General features: G+C 68.9%; 17 protein-coding genes and 1 pseudogene. 6 read left to right on the top strand and 12 right to left on the bottom strand.

What is annotated here, in order from left to right:
* Positions 1–7: 7 nt before the first annotated feature.
* Together LYSCAS_RS06865 and LYSCAS_RS06860 are read left to right on the top strand one after the other, a co-directional pair.
* Entirely contained in the window at positions 8–1,069 is a 1,062-nt protein-coding gene (locus tag LYSCAS_RS06865) for a glycosyltransferase family 4 protein (RefSeq protein WP_213437016.1), read from the top strand.
* Complete coding sequence (locus tag LYSCAS_RS06860; RefSeq protein ID WP_244858694.1) at positions 1,066–3,195, top strand: amylo-alpha-1,6-glucosidase; 2,130 nt, start codon at positions 1,066–1,068, stop codon at positions 3,193–3,195. The genes LYSCAS_RS06865 and LYSCAS_RS06860 overlap by 4 nt, the downstream gene beginning before the upstream one ends.
* Before the next feature lie 4 nt (positions 3,196–3,199).
* Here the strand turns inward: LYSCAS_RS06860 and amt are convergent.
* Together amt and glnA are read right to left on the bottom strand one after the other, a co-directional pair.
* Positions 3,200–4,489, bottom strand: a pseudogene (gene amt / locus LYSCAS_RS06855) (ammonium transporter); the annotation flags it as partial.
* 12 nt (positions 4,490–4,501) lie between these two features.
* Positions 4,502–5,911: a type I glutamate--ammonia ligase gene (glnA, locus tag LYSCAS_RS06850; protein ID WP_213437012.1), complete on the bottom strand. Its 1,410-nt coding sequence runs from the start codon at positions 5,909–5,911 to the stop codon at positions 4,502–4,504.
* Positions 5,912–6,192: 281 nt separating this feature from the next.
* Here glnA and LYSCAS_RS06845 point away from each other — a divergent pair, with 281 nt between their 5' ends.
* The 3 genes from LYSCAS_RS06845 to LYSCAS_RS06835 are packed head-to-tail and all read left to right on the top strand — an operon-like array spanning position 6,193 to position 8,129.
* Positions 6,193–6,579 carry an antitoxin Xre-like helix-turn-helix domain-containing protein gene (locus LYSCAS_RS06845; protein WP_213437010.1) on the top strand — a complete coding sequence of 129 codons (387 nt, stop codon included), beginning with the start codon at positions 6,193–6,195 and terminating at the stop codon, positions 6,577–6,579.
* A complete protein-coding gene (locus LYSCAS_RS06840; protein WP_213437008.1) occupies positions 6,539–7,249 on the top strand; it encodes an RES family NAD+ phosphorylase in 711 nt (236 codons plus the stop codon). Before LYSCAS_RS06845 ends, LYSCAS_RS06840 begins: the two co-directional genes overlap by 41 nt.
* Before the next feature lie 49 nt (positions 7,250–7,298).
* Entirely contained in the window at positions 7,299–8,129 is an 831-nt protein-coding gene (locus LYSCAS_RS06835) for an undecaprenyl-diphosphate phosphatase (protein ID WP_213437006.1), read from the top strand.
* A 1-nt stretch (position 8,130) separates the two neighbouring features.
* Here the strand turns inward: LYSCAS_RS06835 and LYSCAS_RS06830 are convergent, their stop codons facing one another.
* The 10 genes from LYSCAS_RS06830 to LYSCAS_RS06785 all read right to left on the bottom strand — a co-directional run bounded on the left by LYSCAS_RS06830 (position 8,131) and on the right by LYSCAS_RS06785 (position 16,261).
* A complete protein-coding gene (locus LYSCAS_RS06830) occupies positions 8,131–8,892 on the bottom strand; it encodes an SDR family oxidoreductase (RefSeq protein WP_213437004.1) in 762 nt (253 codons plus the stop codon).
* Positions 8,889–9,503, bottom strand: a complete 615-nt coding sequence (locus tag LYSCAS_RS06825; RefSeq protein WP_213437002.1) for a YbhB/YbcL family Raf kinase inhibitor-like protein — start codon at positions 9,501–9,503, stop codon at positions 8,889–8,891. Before LYSCAS_RS06825 ends, LYSCAS_RS06830 begins: the two co-directional genes overlap by 4 nt.
* A gap of 11 nt (positions 9,504–9,514) precedes the next feature.
* Positions 9,515–10,534: a YheT family hydrolase gene (locus LYSCAS_RS06820; RefSeq protein WP_213437000.1), complete on the bottom strand. Its 1,020-nt coding sequence runs from the start codon at positions 10,532–10,534 to the stop codon at positions 9,515–9,517.
* Positions 10,535–10,608: 74 nt separating this feature from the next.
* Positions 10,609–11,337 carry a lysophospholipid acyltransferase family protein gene (locus tag LYSCAS_RS06815; protein ID WP_213437660.1) on the bottom strand — a complete coding sequence of 243 codons (729 nt, stop codon included), beginning with the start codon at positions 11,335–11,337 and terminating at the stop codon, positions 10,609–10,611.
* A gap of 32 nt (positions 11,338–11,369) precedes the next feature.
* Positions 11,370–11,840 carry a hotdog fold thioesterase gene (locus LYSCAS_RS06810; RefSeq protein ID WP_213436998.1) on the bottom strand — a complete coding sequence of 157 codons (471 nt, stop codon included), beginning with the start codon at positions 11,838–11,840 and terminating at the stop codon, positions 11,370–11,372.
* A gap of 14 nt (positions 11,841–11,854) precedes the next feature.
* Positions 11,855–12,469, bottom strand: coding sequence for a YkvA family protein (locus LYSCAS_RS06805; RefSeq protein ID WP_213436996.1), 615 nt, complete (start codon positions 12,467–12,469; stop codon positions 11,855–11,857).
* A 104-nt stretch (positions 12,470–12,573) separates the two neighbouring features.
* Positions 12,574–14,526 carry a phospholipase D family protein gene (locus LYSCAS_RS06800; protein WP_213436994.1) on the bottom strand — a complete coding sequence of 651 codons (1,953 nt, stop codon included), beginning with the start codon at positions 14,524–14,526 and terminating at the stop codon, positions 12,574–12,576.
* Positions 14,523–15,095 (bottom strand): YceI family protein, encoded by a 573-nt coding sequence (locus tag LYSCAS_RS06795; protein ID WP_213436993.1) that lies wholly within the window; start codon positions 15,093–15,095, stop codon positions 14,523–14,525. The genes LYSCAS_RS06800 and LYSCAS_RS06795 overlap by 4 nt, the downstream gene beginning before the upstream one ends.
* Positions 15,096–15,107: 12 nt before the next feature.
* The gene (locus LYSCAS_RS06790; RefSeq protein ID WP_213436991.1) at positions 15,108–15,584 is read right to left on the bottom strand and encodes a SixA phosphatase family protein; all 477 of its coding nucleotides are present in this window, start codon (positions 15,582–15,584) and stop codon (positions 15,108–15,110) included.
* 47 nt (positions 15,585–15,631) lie between these two features.
* Positions 15,632–16,261 carry a ParA family protein gene (locus LYSCAS_RS06785; protein WP_213436989.1) on the bottom strand — a complete coding sequence of 210 codons (630 nt, stop codon included), beginning with the start codon at positions 16,259–16,261 and terminating at the stop codon, positions 15,632–15,634.
* 82 nt (positions 16,262–16,343) lie between these two features.
* Here LYSCAS_RS06785 and LYSCAS_RS06780 point away from each other — a divergent pair, with 82 nt between their 5' ends.
* Positions 16,344–17,921 carry a tetratricopeptide repeat-containing sulfotransferase family protein gene (locus LYSCAS_RS06780; protein ID WP_213436987.1) on the top strand — a complete coding sequence of 526 codons (1,578 nt, stop codon included), beginning with the start codon at positions 16,344–16,346 and terminating at the stop codon, positions 17,919–17,921.
* The last annotated feature ends 94 nt before the right edge of the window (positions 17,922–18,015 follow it).

The raw sequence follows: 18,015 nt of genomic DNA, 5'->3' as shown, positions 1-18,015 counted from the left end.
AACTGTCTTGAGGATTGCGCAAATTTCGCCGCTGTACGAAGCGGTTCCGCCGAAACTCTACGGTGGCACCGAACGCGTGGTGGCCTGGCTGACCGATGCTCTCGTGGATGCAGGACATGAGGTCACCCTGTTTGCGTCGGCCGAAGCGAAGACGCGCGCCACGCTGCATGCTTCGCGCGACCAGGCGATCCGGCTGGATCCCGCGCCGCTGAAATCCGACCTTGCCTCGCACATGAGCATGCTGCACGAGCTGCGCGAGCGCATGGACGATTTCGACGTGCTGCATTTCCACACCGACATGATCCACTTCCCGTTCTTCGAGCAGTTCGCGGATCGCACGCTGACGACGTTGCACGGCCGGTTGGACCTCAAGGACCTGCCGGGCGTGTACCGGCAGTGGGATCAGTTCCCGCTCGTATCGATCTCGGAGAACCAGCGCAAGCCGCTGGCGAGTGCCAACTGGCTCGGCACGGTGCACCACGGCATGCCGGATACGCTGTGCCCGTTCAACGGCGAGCCGCAGGGCGATTACCTCGCCTTCCTCGGCCGCATCTCGCCGGAGAAGCGCGTGGATCGCGCCATCACCATCGCACGCCGCGTCGGCATGCCGTTGAAGGTGGCCGCGAAGATCGACGCGCAGGACAAGGCGTACTACGAGCGCGCGATCGAGCCGCTGCTGCGCGGCGCGGACGTGGAATTCATCGGCGAGATCGGCGATGCGCAGAAGCCGGAGTTCCTCGGCAATGCCGCCGCGCTGCTGTTCCCGATCAACTGGCCGGAGCCCTTCGGCATCGTGATGATCGAAGCGATGTCCTGCGGTACGCCGGTGGTCGCGTGGCGTTGCGGCTCGGTGCCCGAAGTGATCGACGACGGCGTGACCGGCCGCATCGTGTCCAGCGAAGACGATGCGGTGGCCGCCACGCGCGAAGTGCTGGGCTACGACCGACGTGCGGTGCGCGATGTGTTCGAGCGCCGCTTCACCGCGCGCGGGATGGCCGAGCACTACGTGGACCTGTACCGACAACTGGCGCGAGGTCGCGAACCCGATCGCGGCCTGCGCCTGGCATGAGCATGGATCCGGCGGCGACTGCCGCGTTGTATGCGAGCCATGTCCTCAAGGACGGGGACAGCTTCCTCGTGGCCAACGGGTACGGCGACATCGAGGAAGGCAGCACGGGGATGTTCCGCGACGACACGCGGCTGCTGTCGATCTACCGCCTGCGCCTCGGCGAAACGGTGCCCGCGCTGCTGAGCGCCGCGGTCACGGAAGACAACGTCTTCTTCCTCGCGCACCTCACCAATCGCCAGTTGCCGCCGCTCGGTGGCAGCGAGGCCCCGCAAGGGCTCGTGCACATCCTGCGCTCGCGCTTCCTGCACGACGAGCGCATGTACGAGCGCCTCGCCTTCATGAACTACGGCAACGCCCCGCTGACGCTGCCGGTGCGCATCGAACTCGGCGCGGACTTCCGCGACATGTTCGAAGTGCGCGGCATGGTGCGTCCGGCGCGCGGCGAGTTGCTGTCGACGCCGCACACGGCGGGCAGCCACACGGTGGAGTTCCGCTATCGCGGGCTGGACCAGGTGATGCGCGCGTCGGTCGTGGCGTTCTCGCGCGAGGCGCATCGCGTGGAAGGCCGGATGCTGGAATTCCTGTTCCCGCTGGTGCCGGGCGAAGAAGTGGAACTGTTCGTCGAAGTCGGCAGCGAAGCGGGCCCCGTGCCTTCGCGCGCCACGCATCGCACAGCGGCGGCGCAGGCGCGTCGCCGCATGCGGTCGCGCGGGCGTCGCGGTGCGCGCGTGCGCAGCAACGGGCCGTTGTTCGATGCGTGGATGCAACGATCGCGCGCGGACCTCGCGCTGCTGACGAGCGAACTGGAAACCGGGCCGTATCCCTACGCGGGCATCCCGTGGTTCTCGACGCCGTTCGGGCGCGATGCGGTGATCACCGCGCTGCAGACCTTGTGGCTCGATCCGGGCATCGCGCGCGGCGTGCTGGGCTTCCTCGCGGCGCACCAGGCGCAGGAGGAGTCGTCGTTCCTGGATTCGGCGCCCGGCAAGATCATGCACGAGACGCGCAAGGGCGAGATGGCGGCGATGAAGGAGCTGCCGTTCGGGCGTTATTACGGTGGCGTGGATACGACGCCGCTGTTCGTGATGCTGGCGGGCGCCTACGCGCGCCGCACGGGCGAGATGGCCTTCGTCGATCGCCTGTGGCCTGCGTTGCGCGCGGCAACGGGCTGGATCGAGCGCGTCTGCGATGCCAACGCGAACGGCTTCCTCGATTATGCGCGCGGCGAATCCACCGGCTTGTCCAACCAGGGCTGGAAGGACAGCGAGGATTCGGTGTTCCATGCCGACGGGAAATTCCCGCCCGGCCCCATCGCGCTCGTCGAAGTGCAGGGCTATGCGTACGCCGCGTTCCGCGCGATGTCGGAGCTGGCCGGGCTGCGCGGCGAGATCGAGGACGCGCAACGTTGGGACGCGCGCGCCAATCGATTGCGCGAGACGGTGGAAGCGCGCTACTGGATGGAGGATCGCGGCTTCTACGGCATCGCGGTCGATGGCAAGGGCGCACTGTGCGAAGTGCGCGCCAGCAATCCGGGGCATCTGTTGTTCTGCGGCTTGCCCGATCCCGCGCGCGCTGCATCGGTGGCCGCGCAATTGATGCTGCCGGAATTCCACACGGGCTGGGGCGTGCGCACGCTCGCGCTTGGCGAAGCGCGCTACAACCCGATGTCGTACCACAACGGATCGATCTGGCCGCACGACACGGCGCTATGCGCCGCGGGCATCGCGCGCTACGGGCATCGCGATGCGGCGGTCACGTTGCTGCGCAGTGCGTTCGAGTCCGCGGTGAACTTCGACATGCGCCTGCCGGAACTGTTCTGCGGCTTCCCGCGCGTGCAGGGCGCGCCACCGATCGCCTACCCCGTCGCCTGCCTGCCGCAGGCGTGGGCCGCGGGCGCGCCTTTCATGTTGCTGCAGGCGTGCCTGGGCGTGGAGATCGATGGCTTGCGTGGCGAGATCTCGGTCGATCGTCCGCGCCTGCCGATCGGCATCGACGAAGTGCGGTTGCTCGATGTCGCGCTGGGCAACGATCGCGTCGACCTGCGCTTCCGGCGCATCGACGGGCGCGTGGCGATGTTCGTCGACGGCCGGGGCGATCGCGTGCCGCCGGTGCGGTTGCGCAACTGAGGCGTCAGATTTCGTACGCCGACTCACCGTGCGCGCTGATGTCCAGGCCTTCGCGTTCCGCGTCGTGGTCCACGCGCAGGCCGCGCAGGCGGCGTGCGACCTGGAAGGCCAGCAGCGCGACCACGCCGGACCAGGCGATGGTGATCACGACGCCGACGGCCTGCACGCCCAGCTGGTGCGCGATCGAGAAGTCGCGGCTGCCCGCACCGCCCAGCGCGGGCGCAGTGAACACGCCGGTCGACAGCGCGCCGACGATGCCGCACACGCCGTGGATGCCGAACACGTCGAGTGAGTCGTCCGCGCGCAGGTAACGCTTCAACGCATTGACGCCCCAGAACCCCGCCGCGCCGCCAAGCGCGCCGATGACCAGCGCGCCCCCGATGCCCACCGTGCCGCATGCGGGCGTGATCGCCACGAGGCCGGACACCGCACCCGACGCCGCGCCCAGCATCGACGCGCGCCCGCGCAGCGTGGCTTCCACGGTGCTCCACGCGAGCACCGCGGCTGCCGCGGCCACCAGGGTGTTGAGGAACGCGAGCGCCGCGACGCCGTTGGCTTCCAGCGCCGAGCCCGCGTTGAAGCCGAACCAGCCGACCCACAGCATCGCTGCGCCGGTGAACGTGAGCGGCAGGTTGTGCGGCGACAAACGCTCGCGCCCGAAGCCGACGCGCGGCCCGAGCATGTACGCACCGACCAGGCCCGCGACCCCCGCGTTGATGTGCACCACGGTGCCACCCGCGAAATCCAGCGCGCCCATGCGGAACAGCAATCCATCGGACGCCCACACCATGTGCGCGAGCGGGAGATAGGCGAAGGTGAACCAGAGCGCGGCGAACAGCAGCACCGCGGCGAACTTCGCGCGTTCGGCGATCGCGCCGACGACCAGCGCGCAACTGATGGCGGCGAACGCGCCCTGGAACGCGACGTAGGCCAGTTCGGGAATGCGCACGCCCGGCGTGAACGTGGCGATGGTGGACGTCGGCCCGATGCCGTACAGCATCAACTTGCCGAAGCCCCCGATCCACGCGCTGCCGCCTTCGAAGGCGAGCGAGTAGCCGTACACCACCCACAGCACGATCGCGAGCGAGGCGACGACGAGCACCTGCATCAACACCGAGAGGATGTTCTTCGCGCGGACGAGGCCGCCGTAGAACAGCGCGAGGCCGGGGACGATCATCAGCATCACGAGGACGGTGGAAACCAGCATCCACGCGGTGTCGCCCTTGTCGACCATGCCGTCTCCCGTTCGCGAAGCCCCTCCCCTGCGTGCAGGGGAAGGGTTTGGGGTGGGGTCCCGCGGTAACGCTTACAGCGTGTAGTACAGCTGGTACTCCAGCGGATGCGTGGCCGCACGGAAGCGCGTCACTTCCTGCATCTTCAGGCCGATGTACGCATCGATGAAGTCGTCGGTGAACACGCCGCCGGCCTTGAGGAAGTCGCGATCCTTGTCGAGCGCTTCCAGCGCCTGGTCGAGCGAATGGCAGACGGTGGGGATGTTCTTCTCTTCTTCCGGCGGCAGGTCGTACAGGTCCTTGTCGCTCGGCGCGCCCGGGTCGATCTGGTTCTTGATGCCGTCCAGGCCGGCCATCATCAGCGCGGCGAAGATCAGGTAGCCGGAGTTCATCGGATCGGGGAAGCGGATCTCGATGCGGCGCGCCTTCGGGTTGGCCACGTACGGGATGCGGCAAGACGCCGAACGATTGCGCGCCGAGTACGCCAGCATCACCGGGGCTTCGAAGCCCGGCACCAGGCGCTTGTACGAGTTGGTCGTCGAATTGGCGAACCCGTTGATCGCGCGCGCGTGCTTGAAGATGCCGCCGATGTACCACAGCGCCATCTGCGACAGGCCGCCGTAGCCGTCGCCGGAGAACAGGTTGACGCCGCCCTTGGCGAGCGACTGGTGCACGTGCATGCCGCTGCCGTTGTCGCCGACGATGGGCTTGGGCATGAAGGTCGCCGTCTTGCCGTTGCGGTGCGCGACCTGCTTGATGACGTACTTCATCGTCAGCAGTTCGTCGGCCTTCTTCACCATCGAGTTGAACTTGGTACCGATCTCGCACTGGCCGGCGTTGGCCACTTCGTGGTGGTGCACTTCGACTTCGATGCCCACCTGCTCGAGCGTCTTGCACATCTCGGCGCGGATGTCGTGCAGCGTGTCCAGCGGCGCGACGGGGAAGTAGCCGCCCTTCACCATCGGGCGGTAACCGGTGTTGCCGCCTTCGTATTCGCGGCCGGAGTTCCAGTGCGCTTCTTCCGAATCGATGTGGAAGAAGGTGTGGCCCATGTCGTTCGCGAAGCGGACGCTGTCGAAGATGAAGAATTCCGGTTCCGGGCCGAAGAACGCCTGGTCGGCGATGCCGCTGGACTTGAGGAAGGCTTCGGCGCGCTTGGCGATGCCGCGCGGGTCGCGCGAGTAGGCCTGCATGGTGGCCGGGTCGAGGATGTCGCAGGTCAGGACCAGCGTCGGGTCGGCGGTGAAGGGATCCAGGAACGCGGTGGTCGGATCCGGCAGCAGCACCATGTCGGATTCGTTGATGCCCTTCCAGCCGCTGATCGAGCTGCCGTCGAACATCTTGCCGTCCTCGAACAGCGAGGCGTCGACGATCGACTTCGGGAAGGTCACGTGGTGCTGCACGCCGCGCATGTCGGCGAAACGCAGGTCGACGAATTCAACCTTGTGGTCCTTGATGAGTTTCTCGACGTGTTCCAAAGACATGGCGGGCTCCGATGGGTGAGATGGGGCGGAAATCGAGGGCCGGGACGACCCGGATCGCAACGTCAGTCATAGCAGCAAGGCGCATGCCAAGGACGGCCGTGGTGCAACCCATTGATTCGCAACGCAGCACGCGATCTCGATCGGCATCGCTGCACCGGATTGGTGCGGCGCCGGTTCCAGTTCGCACCAGCGTGGTTGCGCCGCCAGCGGCGCAGCCCGTTCTGCCAGGTGTTTCCACGGAAACGAATTGCGGGTACGATTTCCATGGAAGGAGGGACGCCATGGCACGTCGATCGCTGCAGCAGGTTCCCGGGGCCGCCACCACCCAGGCCGCGGTGCTGGGCAAGGCCGTGGTGCGCGCAGCCGCGCAGCTCGGGGTCACGCAGGACACCCTCGCCGGGGTGCTCGGGCTCAGCACCGCCACGGTGAGTCGCCTGGTCGCCGGCGATTACCCGCTCAAGGCCGGCCGCAAGGAATGGGAGCTCGCGCTGCTGTTCGTGCGCCTGTTCCGTTCGCTCGATTCCATCGTCGGCACCACCGAGGCCGCCCGCGCATGGTTGCGCGGCGACAACCTCGCGCTCGGCGCCGCCCCCGCCGCCCTGATCACCGACCTGCAAGGACTCGTGCGTGTCGTCGACTACCTGGACCACCACCGCGGTCGCATCTGAGCGTCGGCCCTGGAAGGGCCGCGCGTGGCGGATGGTCGAGGCGCAGCACGTCGCGAGCACGATGAAGCTCGTGGACGATGCGGACGAGCAGGCGCTGCTCGAAACCTTGATCGACGCGTCCAAGCCCCGCGCGCCCGCGGGCACCGCGCACCTGCATTACCTGCTCGCCACGCCCTTCCGGTATTCGCCGCGGCGCGGCGGCTCGCGCTTCCGCGATCGCGACGATCCCGGCGTCTTCTACGGCGCGCAGGGCGTGCGCACCGCCTGCATGGAAATGGGCTACTGGCGCTGGCGCTTCCTGATGGACGCGCCCGCGCTGGACGGCCTCGCCCCGCTCGCCTTCACCGCCTTCGCCACGCGCCTGCGCACCGAGGCGATCGACCTGCAGCGCGCGCCCTTCGATCGCGACGCCGCGGCATGGACGCATCCGGTCGACTACGCGCCCACCCAGGCCTTCGCCCGCATCGCTCGCGACGCCGGCGTGGGCGCGCTCCTGTATCGCTCGGTGCGCGATCCGACGCCGGCCTGGTGCGTCGCCCTGCTCACGCCCGCAGGCTTCGATGCGCCACGGCCGGAACCGGGCGAACAGACCTGGTGGCTCCGCGTGACGCGCACGCAGGCGCAATGGAAGCGGGATCGCGAAGCGTGGACATGGACGCCGCCATCATGAAACGCGACCATCCGGCGTTGCCGTCCCTTCCCTCTTCCGCGAATCCCCAATGACCGATCTCCTGGCCGCGCTGCTGCTCGGCATCATCGAAGGCATCACCGAATTCCTGCCGATCTCCAGCACCGGTCACCTGCTCATCGCCGAGCGCTGGCTCGGGCATCGCAGCGACCTGTTCAACATCGCGATCCAGGCCGGCGCGATCCTCGCGGTGGTGGTGATCTACCGGCAGCGTTTGTGGCAACTCGCCGACAGCTTCCTGCATCCGGCGCAGGCCGCACCGGTGCACGGACAGGCGCCGCGCGATTACGCGTTCAAGCTGGCCGTCGCATTCGGCGTGACCGCGGTGCTCGGCCTGGTGGTGAAGAAGCTCGGCTTCGAGTTGCCGGAAGACGTGGCGCCGGTGGCGTGGGCGCTGGTGCTGGGCGCGGCGTGGATGCTGCTCGCGGAGCACTTCGCGGCCAAGCGCGCGGTGGTGCTGGGCGAACGTTCCAACATCACGTGGACCGTCGCGATCCTGGTCGGCGTGGCGCAGGTCGTTGCGGGCGTCTTCCCCGGCACGTCGCGCTCGGCGGCGACGATCTTCGTCGCGCTGCTGTTCGGCGTGACCAGCCGCGCGGCGGCGACGGAATTCGCGTTCCTGGTCGGCATCCCGACGATGTTCGCGGCCACCGGCTACGAACTGCTGCACGTCGCGCGCGAAGGCGGCCTGGCGGGCGAAGACTGGAACGCGCTCGCGGTGGCCTTCGTCGCCTCCGCGGTCACCGCCTTCATCGCGGTGAAGTGGCTGCTGCGCTACATCCAGACGCACCGCTTCACGGCGTTCGCGGTGTATCGCTTCGTGGTGGGCGCGGCGTTGCTGCTGCTGGTGCCCGCGCGCTGATCTACAGCGTGCGGGTCTGCCCGCCGTCGACGTCGACGATTGCGCCCTGCATGTAGCTGGCGCGATCCGAGGCGAGGAACGCCACGACGGACGCGATTTCCGCCGGCGTGCCGAAGCGTGCGACGCGCAGGTCGCGCGCGAGTTCGGACGACGCGGCGTCCGGCGCGATGCCGCGTTCCGCCGCCAGCTTGTCGATGCGCACCTGCGTGCGTTCCGTTGCGATGCTGCTCGGATTCACCGCGTTGACGCGCACGCCGTCGCGTACGCCCCGATCGGCCAGCGCCTTCGTCAGGTTGAGCAGCGCTGCGTTGACGCTGCCGCCGATGGTGAAGTCCGCGTTGCCCGTGCGCCCGCCGATGCCAGCGATGTTCACGATGCAGCCCTGTTGCGCGACCAGCTGCGGCCACGCAGCGCGACACAAACGCACGGCGCCGAAGAACTTGAGCGCGAAACCCGCCTCCCACGCCGCATCGTCGAACGCGAGGAAATCCCCGCGCGGCGTCGCGCCGGCGTTGTTCACCACCACATCGATGCGACCGAAGGCCTGCATCGCGGCGTCGACCAGTTGCGTCGCCGCCTCCGGCGCCGCGAGATCGCACGGCACGGCCAATCCGCGCACCGAGAACGCCTCGACCACGCCACGCAAGGCGTCATCCGAACGCGCGGCCGCCACCACGTGGCACCCGTCTTCCGCGAGCGCCCGTGCGATCGCCGCGCCGATGCCGCGACTGGCGCCGGTGACGATCGCAACGCGCGCGCTCAACCCTTGACCTGCGGATTGAGCGTGTACGTGCCGTAGATCGCGGCCTCGGTGATTTCGTGCGGCTGGAGCGCATGGAAGACATCGGCGGCGGTGAAATCCTCCGGGACGTCGAGCTTCGGCACGCGCAGCGCGAACAGGCGGAAGAAGTAGCGATGCACGCGCAGGTCGTTGGCCGGCGGATACGGACCGTCGTAACCGCGCCACTGGCCGCGCATGTCGGCATCGCCCGCGAACCAGCCGGTGTAATCGTTCAAGCCCTGGCGCGCGCCGGGCGGGCACGGCGGCGACTGCTTGCCGTGCTTGGTCACGCCGTCGCTGCAGCTGCCGGCCGCGATCGCATGCACGTTGGCGGGAATGTCCACCATCGCCCAGTGCACGAAGTCCGCGCGCGGTTGCTCGACGGGAATCTGCAGGTCGTCGCGGCCCACGGTCGACGGATCGGTCGGCGCGTCGGTGTCGATGCACAGCAGCACGAAGGATTGCGTGTCGGCCGGCGCGTCGTCCCACGCCAGGTGCGGATTGCGATTGCCGCCGAAGCCGTCCGGCGTGCCCATCGCGAACTCGGCGGGGATGGGCCCGCGGTGTTCGAAACTCTCGCTCCAGATGCGCATGCGCGTTCCTCTCAGGCCAGGGCGGGCGATGTTGCCACGGACAGGTCGACGGCGGCGTCCAGTCGTTCGGCGACCCAGCGTTCGGCGAAGCCGTCGCCGCGCCAGTTCTCGAGGAAGCCGCAGTGGCCGCCGTGCGGTGCGATGTCCAGGTGCGCGTGCGCGGGCAACGCGAGCTGGCGGAATTCGTCGACGGGAATGACCGGATCGTCTTCCGACATCAGGATGCTCGCCGGCACCGACAGCGACGCCAGGCGATCGCCCGCGATCGAATAACCCTGGAAATAGCCGTCGAGCGAACCGAACTGCGTGTGCCGCTCCACCATCCACTGCGTGAGCGGCCGCATGCGCAGGCCGAGTACCTGGTCGTCGAAATCGTGGTGCTGCGGGAACAGCTTGCGCTTGCGCGCCAGCGATTCGCGCCACTTGCGTTCGAAGTACCACATGTACAGCGGCAGGCCGCGTTCCATGTTGTCCATCGTGCGCGCCGGATCCAGCACCGGGCACACCGCCGCGACGTGCACGAGCGGAATGCCGGCAGCCTGCGCGCGCAGGGCGATGCGCAGCGCGAAGTTCCCGCCGAGCGAATACCCCGCCACCACCATCGGGCGCGTGGCATAGCGGTGCGCGATTTCCGCGGCCGCGTGCACGACTTCGTCGATGCGGTTGGAATGGAAGAGGCCTTCGTTGAGATGGTGCGTGTCGCCGTGGTCGCGGAAGTTGAGCCGGAACACTTCGAACCCGCGCGCGAGCAACCGCGCGGCGGTCAATTGCATGTAGCTGGATTCGGCGCTGCCTTCCCAGCCGTGCAGCAGCAGCGCGAGCGCGCGCGGCGTGACGCCGGGCATCGCCGAATGCAGGCCCTGCAGGCGCACGCCGTCGCCGGCGTCGATGATGTGCGCGGTGGTGACGGCGCCGCTGGCGGCCATGGCGCTCCGGCCGCGCCGGCGGCGCAACGCGCTGGAGCCCAGCACCGATTGCAGGTGCGGGCTGTACAGCGAACGCGGCGGGCGATAGTCGCGGGCGGTGAGCATGTCGCGGAGGCTAGCGCGCCCCGTGTCGAGGTCGCGCTCTAACCCGTCGCAGGTCGGCGAACCAACGCTGGAACTCAAGGGGCCGCCATCGCTTCGACGATGCGTTCGCGCGCCAGCTCGGCGATCCGCCGGCGGCCGCCGGCATCGGACACGTCGATCGGTTCGAGGAACCACACCTCGGTCTCCCGCGCCGGCTCGCCGAGCAGGCGCAGGAAATTGGCGGCGAAACTTTCGTCCGGCCCGAAGGCGACCACCGGTTGCGCCGATGCGCCCTTCCCGTAGCGCAGCGCGACCGGCTGGACGCGCACGCCGGCCTCCACCGCGGCCAGGAAGATGCGCGCGTGGAACGGGCCGATCTCGCGGCCATCGCGCGTGCGGCCTTCGGGAAACACGCCTACCGAACGCCCGGCGCGCAGGCGCGCCAGCATCTCGTGCAGCACGCCACCCATCGATTCGCTGCTGCCGCGCTCGTGGTAGATCGTTTCGCCGCGCGTGGCCAGCCAGCCCACCAGCGGCCAGCCGCGGATCTCGCGCTTGGCGACGAAGCCCATCATCCGCTGGCTGTGCAGCGCGACGATGTCGACCCAGCTGACGTGGTTGGCGACGAACAGCGTGGCGCCCGGCAACGGCACGCCGCGGCGATGCATGCGGAAGCCGAAGATGCGCATCAGCCCGCCCTGCCACCAGCGGATCATGCGGTGCTCGAGCGGTTCGCCGCCGATGTCGATGCGCCCGATCGGCGGCAGCATCACCAGCAGGGTGATCGGCAGGTCGATGAGCACGTGCCAGGCGAGCAGCGGCATCCGCAGCGCGAACCGCAGGGCGTTGGGGCCCTTCACTTCGGCGCGCCGGCGGGCAGCGCGATCACCGCCAGGGTCAGGCGCGAGATGCACACCAGGCGGGCGCGTTCGTCTTCGATGCGGATTTCCCACACCTGGGTCTGGCGGCCGACGTGCAAAGGCCGCGCGGTGCCGGTGACCAGGCCTTCGCGCACGCCCCGCACGTGGTTGGCGTTGATCTCGATGCCGACGCAGCCTTCGCCTTCGCCGACGCACAACATGCCGGCGGAACTGCCGAGGGTTTCGGCCAGCAGCACCGAAGCGCCGCCGTGCAGCAGGCCGTAGGGTTGGCGCGTGCGCGCATCGACCGGCATGGTCGCGCGCAGGAAGTCGTAACCGATCTCGGTGAACAGGATGCCCAGCGTTTCCATGGAGGTGCCCGCCGACATCGCGTTGAGCGATTCGATCGAGGCGCCGGGACGGAACGGTCCCGGGTGCGACGACGGGGGGCGGTCGCCGGAAGCCATGCCGGCGGCCTGGCTCAGCCGAACTTGAAGACGCCCGGGCGCCAGCCGCGGGTGTACGACTCGTGCTTGGAGGCATAACCGCTGCTGCTGCCGTAGCCGGTGCCGAACTCGCGCTCGCGGCGGACATGCATGCGGTCGACGAGTTCGTTGCGGCGCGATTCCAGCCACTCTTCGCGGCCGAGCTTGGCCGGATCCTGGCCACGGCGCTTGGCTTCGTGGTCGCGGTAGTCGCAGAAGTCGTCGTAGGCGTCGAGCTCGTGCTTCAGGTCGCGCACGCACAGCTCGATCATCACCGCGTCGTCGAGGAAGCCCAGCACCTCGACGTTGTCCGGGATGATGTCCTTCGGATCGCAGAAGTAGACGAGCGCGGACAGCACGCGCTGGCGGTCTTCTTCCGGCAGGTGCCAGCCTTCGTCGCGCACCATGGCGATCATGTCGTCCAGGCGCAGCAGGCGTTCCTTGATGAAATCGGGGATGTGCACCTTGGCGGCGTCTTCGAGCAGCTTGCCGCTGCACATGACGATGTCTTCGGCCGTCCGGTCCTTCGCCGATTCCTGCGCGGCTTTCATCGCCTTGTGGAAATGCTCGAGGTCGCGGTCGTTGAGTTCGAAATTCAGCGAAATCGACATGGCGGTATCCAGGTCCGTGAGGCGTGGCGGGGAGGCCGGCAGCCTAGCAGAGTCGTGGGGTTCTCCGGAACATTCGGCGCGCACCGACTCGCTTTCGGCGTGGATCAGAGGATCGGTGCCAGGCCCGCGCCGAAGGCCGTGAAGATGCGGGTGGTGAGTCCCTTGACGCTGAGGTTGACCTCGGGAAACGGGCCCACGGGCGTGTAGCAGCGGCGGAACCCGGGGTCGTCGCGCGGCAGCGGCGCGGGGCATTCCGGGCCGGGCGCGAATTCGTAGCTCGTCGCGTATTTCCACGGCCACAGGTCGAACAACGGCAGGGCTTCGGACACCTTGGCCAGCGAATAGTCGAGTCCGGAAAACACGGGCGCCGGATCCCGGCGCGCGATCACCCAGGCATTCTCGGGGCGCATGTCGCCGCGGATGCTGTCGGCCAGCAGGCGCGCGAAGGCCGGGTCGTCGATGACCACGGCGCTCTCGGTGTTGTAGCGATCGCCGCGCGGATCGAAGTTGTGCGTGCCGATCACGGCGATGCGTTCGTCCACCACCATCGACTTGGCATGCAGCCCGATGCGCACGCCCGCGCGCCGCAACGGCACCGGGGCGTTGGCGCCTTCGCCGCCGCTGCCGAAGTAGCGGGTGGCGACGTGTTCGCGCTGCTGCTGCGGGGTTTCGCGACGGGTGCGCGCGTTGCCGCCGGTGCTGCCGCTCGGGGCATCCATGCGTACCGCCGAGGCTTCGTCGATCGCCAACGCCGCGGCCTTGGTTTCCTCCGCGCCCGCGGCGATGGACGCCAGGTCGATCGGCGCGGTGGCCGGGAACGGTTTGAATTCGTAGATGTGGAAACCGAACTCGCGGAGGTAGCGGCGCTTGTACTTGAACGACAACGCGTAGGCGATGAACGCATCGGTCGCCGCCAGGCTGTTGGTCGAGATGACGATCCTGGGCGGCGCCGGGCGTGCCTGCAGCGCGCGGAACATGTCCTGCGCCTGGTCGGACAGCACCAGGTAGGGGGTCTGCAGGAGCACTTCCTTCTGCGAGGCCTCGATGATTTCGCGCAGGCCCTGGCCCGCGACCACCATGTTCGACGGCGCGCTGCGGCGATGCTTCTGCGGCAGGTCCGCGAGGAAACGCACGGCGCCGACCTGCATCGCAGGCGCGACCAGACGTTCGCGCACGAGGGCGGCATCGCTCGCATCGCGCGACATCGCCTCCACGCGCGCCGGCGCATCGAACGGATCCTGCGGCATCGGCTGCGGGCCTTCGGACAACAGCGCGCGGCCCACGTCGTCGAGGCGCTCTGCCGGCACGCTGCGGCGCGATTCCCAGAACGCATCGAAGTTGGACGCCATCTCGCGCGCCACCGGGCCGGCGACCAGCACGTCGCGGTCGCGGAAATCGTAGGTCGGGCTCCAGTCGTAGTAATCGTCCTGGTAGTTGCGCCCGCCGGTGATGCCCACCGCGTCGTCCACCAGCAGCAGCTTGCTGTGCATGCGCTGGTTGAGGCGGTGCCAGCAGCAGATCGACGCCATCAGGTACTGCGGGTAGCTGATGCGTGCGCGGTTGAAGATCGGGTTGTAGACGCGCAGCTCCAGGTTGGCGTGCTGCGAGGACAGCGCGGCCAGCGTGGTGGCCTTCCGCAACGCGGAGAGCTGGTCGACGATCATCCGCACCTTCACGCCGCGGCGCGCCGCCGCCAGGAGTTCGTCGAGCACCAGGTGCCCGGTGTCGTCCTCGTCGAAGATGTAGGTCTGCAGGTCCACGGTGTAGCGCGCGCTGCGGATGAGGTTGACGCGCGCCATCAGCGCGTCGGGGCCGCGGTCGAGCAGCAGGGCGAAGTGGTGCGGGGTGGAGTTCGCGGATTCGGCCAGCGCGGTGTCGGCGAGGTTGCGCAGCGGCGAATCGATGGCGCAGTGGTTGGGGCGGTCGCAATCGATGGCGGTGGCGCGCGCGCCGATCGCGATGGCTTCGGCGTGCCCGCGCTTGGTCTCGGACATCGCGCACGCACCGCACGACAGCGCGAGCGCCAGCACGAGCAGGTGCCGCAGCAGTGGACTCATTTCGCCGGCTCGCTCGCCACGTCGGTCAAGCGCACCTGCAGGTCGAAGCGCACTTCGTCCTTCAGCGCGAGGCGCCAGCCGTCCAGGTCGTAGTCGCCGCGGCGGACGACGCCTTGCGCGTGGATCGCGCAATCGCGGCCGGGGCGCGCGCACTGGCCCGCGGAGAGGACGAAGCGTTCGCGCCGCTGGATGCCGTGCATGCGCAACTGGCCATGCAGCGTGCCGCCGTCGCGCAGGATCGCGGCGTCGTAGGGTTCGGAGATGAACTGCACGTCCGGGAAGCGCGCCGCATCGAAGAAGCGCGGGCCGCGGGTGAGCGAGGTGTAGCGCGGGTGGTCGACGATCTCGACGTTCGCGGTCGGCAGTCGCAACCGCACCTGGCGCTTGCCGTTGCCGAGGTCGACGACTTCGCCGGCGCCGCCCACGAACCGACCGACCAGCACCTGGCTCCAGCGCGTGACCAGCGTGAACTCGAACTTCGATTCCGGCGCCACGTGCGCCAGCTGCGCCTGCGCTGCCACGCCGGCTGCGACTGACGCCAGCAGCACGGTGGCGATCCAGCGATACATGCGCCTAGCCCGTCACGGCCACCAGAAGGCGGCCAGGCGCGCGACGCCCGGCTCGATCGCGGCGTCCTTCGGCACGCTCAGCACCGCGATGCCGCCGGGCGGCATGCCGCGGTAATCGCCGGACTGCCCACTGTGCATGAGCGCGGCGAGCTGTTCGAAACCGGGGTTGTGGCCGACGAGCAGCAGGCGTTCGACGTCCTTGTGGCCATCGGCCAGCTCGATCAGCGTGCCGGGCGTGGCGTCGTAGATCGACGGCTCGAGGCGCTGGTCGACGTAGCCCACCGCGGAGAGCACCGCTTCGAGCGTTTCGCGCGTGCGCCGCGACGGCGAACACAGCGCGCGGTCCGGCACGAAGCCGTGTTCCTTCAGCCAGCGGCCGGCGGATTCGGCTTCCGCCAGGCCCTCCGGCGACAGCGGACGGTCGAGGTCGGCCTGGCCGGTGGCAGCGGGCTCGGCGTGTGCGTGTCGCAGGAGAATGAGTTGGCGCATGCCCGGAGCTTAGCCGAGGTGGAAGCGCGCGAGGGGTGAATGTCGTTTCACGCGCGCTTGAGCCACTTCAGCAGCGGCGCCCAGTCGGCCTGGTGCTCGCGCACCTGCTGGGACTGGTAGTCGAACAGGCTGCGCCCGAGCCCGGCCATCAGCACGTAGGCCTGCGTATCGCGGAGTTCGGCGACCAGCGGATACGGCCACTGGCGGAGCAGGTCCATCGACGACTGCGAGGCATTGGTCCAGGGCCGCAGGCGGTTGCCGACGAGGCCCACGGGCAGCTGCCCCTTCCGCACGCGGGGATGTTTCGCGAGCGTATCGAGGAAAGGGACGGTGGCCTCGATGTCGATCACCGACGGCAGCACCGGGACGACGACCGCATCGGCCACGTCGAGGAAATGCGCGAGTTCCTGGCCGTGCGCGCCGGCGGCGGCGTCGACCACCACGTGCTGCGCGTCCTTCGGGACGCGGCGGTCCCAGTCCTTGCGGGTGCCGTCGACGGGGAGCACGGCGTGTTCGAGGGTGGCGCGCTTCTCGGCCCAGTGGCGCGAGGAGCCCTGGCGGTCGGCATCGACCAGCACCGTGCGTTTGCCATCGAGCGCGAAGCGCGCCGCGAGGTTGGTCGACAACGTGGTCTTGCCCACGCCGCCCTTCGAACTGGCCACGAGCACCGTCTTCATCCCGACCCCCGGATACGCTGGAAGCCGCAGGGTACACGGCGCATGGCGGGCGCGCGCGCGGCTGCGTGCTAGCCTGCGTCGCATGACCGGCGAGATCGACCAGCTCTGGCAACGCGCCGAGTCGATGCTCCACCAGCGCCAGCTCGACCCCGCGAAGCAGGCCTACCAGGCCATCGTCGCGCGCGCCCCGGGCCATGCCGGCGCCTGGCTGCGCATCTCCACCCTCGCCTCCCTGCGGGGCCGGTTCCGCGAGTCCGCCGATGCGGCCTTGAACGCGGCCAACGGCGAACCCCAGCACCCGCAACTGCGCGCCGACATCTTCGACCGCCTCGTCGCAGTGGGCGAATCGCAGGCCGCGCCGATCTTCTTCGAACGCAGCTTCCTGGCCACGTGGTCGCCCGAGGCGTTGTTCGAAGGCGCGCTGGCGCTCAACACGCTCGGGCTGCCGACGCGCGCGCTCGAACTGGTGGACCTCGCCCGCGCCCGCGGCGAACGCGGACCGCGGCTGGGCCTGCTGCGCGCCACGCTGCTCGTCTTCGCCGGCCGCCTGGACGAGGCCGAGGCGGAGCTGGAATCGGTGATCGCCGTCGCCCCGCAGTTCGCGAGCGCGCATTGGACGCTGTCGAAGCTGCGCACGTGGACGCCCGCGCGCAACCACATCGATCGCCTGCGCAAGCGCCTGGTCGCCACGCCGACGCTGGATCCCGGCGTGCCCTACCTGTGGTTCGCGCTCTACAAGGAATACGAGGACTGCGGCCAGGACACCGAAGCATGGAAGGCGCTGGTGCACGGCTGCACCGCGCGCCGCCGCGCGATCGACTACGACCCGAAGTACGAGCAGGACGTCTTCGATCGCCTGATCCACCTCACCACGCCGGAATTCCTCGCGCCGCAGCCCCCCGCGCAGAAAGGCCCGCGCCCGATCTTCATCGTGGGCATGCCGCGCTCGGGCACCACGCTCATCGAACGCATCCTCGGCGCGCATCCGCAGGTGCGCGATGCGGGCGAACTGCAGGACTTCCCGTTCCAGATGGCGTGGGCCTGGGACCACCAGTCGCCGCGCATGCTCGACAACCACATGCTGTCGACGATCGACCGCGTGGATTTCGCGCAACTGGGCCAGCGCTACCTGCAACGCACGCAATGGCGCGCGTGGGCGGCCGACGGCGAGCCGCGCGCGGCGTACACCGACAAGCTCCCGCGCAACGCGATGAACGTGGGTTTCATCCATCGCGCCCTGCCCGGCGCGCGCATCCTCAACGTGGTGCGCGATCCGATGGACACGTGTTTCTCGAACCTGCGCGAATTGTTCGGCGCGGCCTATCCTTATTCCTACGACCAGCGCGAACTGGCGGCGCATTACCAGAACCACCGCAAGCTGATGGCGCACTGGCACGAAGTGTTGCCCGGCCGGATGCTCGATGTGTCGTACGAATCGCTGGTGGCCGACCCCGAAGCCGTCGCGCGCCAGGTCTTCAAGTTCTGCGGGCTGCGGTGGGTGCCGGGCTGCGCGGCGATCGAGAAGCGCAGCGCCCCCACCGCCACGGCGAGCACGGTGCAGATGCGCCAGCCCATCGATGCGCGCCACCAGGGCCGCTGGCATCGCTACGAAACCCAGCTCAAACCGCTGCGCGACGCGCTCGGGGACGCCGTGGACTGAACGCGCATGCGGGGCCGTATTGAGGCCGCGATCGGGGTCGGGGAAGGTCGGGCAAGCCGCCGCTGCTACAATTCGCGGTCTTTTTTCACGACTT

The organism is Noviluteimonas caseinilytica, from assembly GCF_018406605.1.
GTDB classification, from domain to species: Bacteria; Pseudomonadota; Gammaproteobacteria; order Xanthomonadales; family Xanthomonadaceae; genus Noviluteimonas; species Noviluteimonas caseinilytica.
This window is presented reverse-complemented; position numbering and strand designations above follow the sequence as displayed.

Bases quoted from the DNA above. Each gene is read 5' to 3' on its own strand.
- LYSCAS_RS06805 (WP_213436996.1), bottom strand. From the start codon at position 12,469: ATGTCGATTTCGCTGAATTTCGAACTCAACGACCGCGACCTCGAGCAT.
- LYSCAS_RS06815 (WP_213437660.1), bottom strand. From the start codon at position 11,337: ATGCCGCTGCTCGCCTGGCACGTGCTCATCGACCTGCCGATCACCCTG.
- LYSCAS_RS06835 (WP_213437006.1), top strand. From the start codon at position 7,299: ATGACCGATCTCCTGGCCGCGCTGCTGCTCGGCATCATCGAAGGCATC.
- LYSCAS_RS06825 (WP_213437002.1), bottom strand. From the start codon at position 9,503: ATGCGCATCTGGAGCGAGAGTTTCGAACACCGCGGGCCCATCCCCGCC.
- LYSCAS_RS06800 (WP_213436994.1), bottom strand. From the start codon at position 14,526: ATGAGTCCACTGCTGCGGCACCTGCTCGTGCTGGCGCTCGCGCTGTCG.
- LYSCAS_RS06860 (WP_244858694.1), top strand. From the start codon at position 1,066: ATGAGCATGGATCCGGCGGCGACTGCCGCGTTGTATGCGAGCCATGTC.
- LYSCAS_RS06845 (WP_213437010.1), top strand. From the start codon at position 6,193: ATGGCACGTCGATCGCTGCAGCAGGTTCCCGGGGCCGCCACCACCCAG.
- LYSCAS_RS06820 (WP_213437000.1), bottom strand. From the start codon at position 10,534: ATGCTCACCGCCCGCGACTATCGCCCGCCGCGTTCGCTGTACAGCCCG.
- LYSCAS_RS06790 (WP_213436991.1), bottom strand. From the start codon at position 15,584: ATGCGCCAACTCATTCTCCTGCGACACGCACACGCCGAGCCCGCTGCC.
- LYSCAS_RS06810 (WP_213436998.1), bottom strand. From the start codon at position 11,840: ATGGCTTCCGGCGACCGCCCCCCGTCGTCGCACCCGGGACCGTTCCGT.
- LYSCAS_RS06780 (WP_213436987.1), top strand. From the start codon at position 16,344: ATGACCGGCGAGATCGACCAGCTCTGGCAACGCGCCGAGTCGATGCTC.
- LYSCAS_RS06785 (WP_213436989.1), bottom strand. From the start codon at position 16,261: ATGAAGACGGTGCTCGTGGCCAGTTCGAAGGGCGGCGTGGGCAAGACC.
- LYSCAS_RS06795 (WP_213436993.1), bottom strand. From the start codon at position 15,095: ATGTATCGCTGGATCGCCACCGTGCTGCTGGCGTCAGTCGCAGCCGGC.
- glnA (WP_213437012.1), bottom strand. From the start codon at position 5,911: ATGTCTTTGGAACACGTCGAGAAACTCATCAAGGACCACAAGGTTGAA.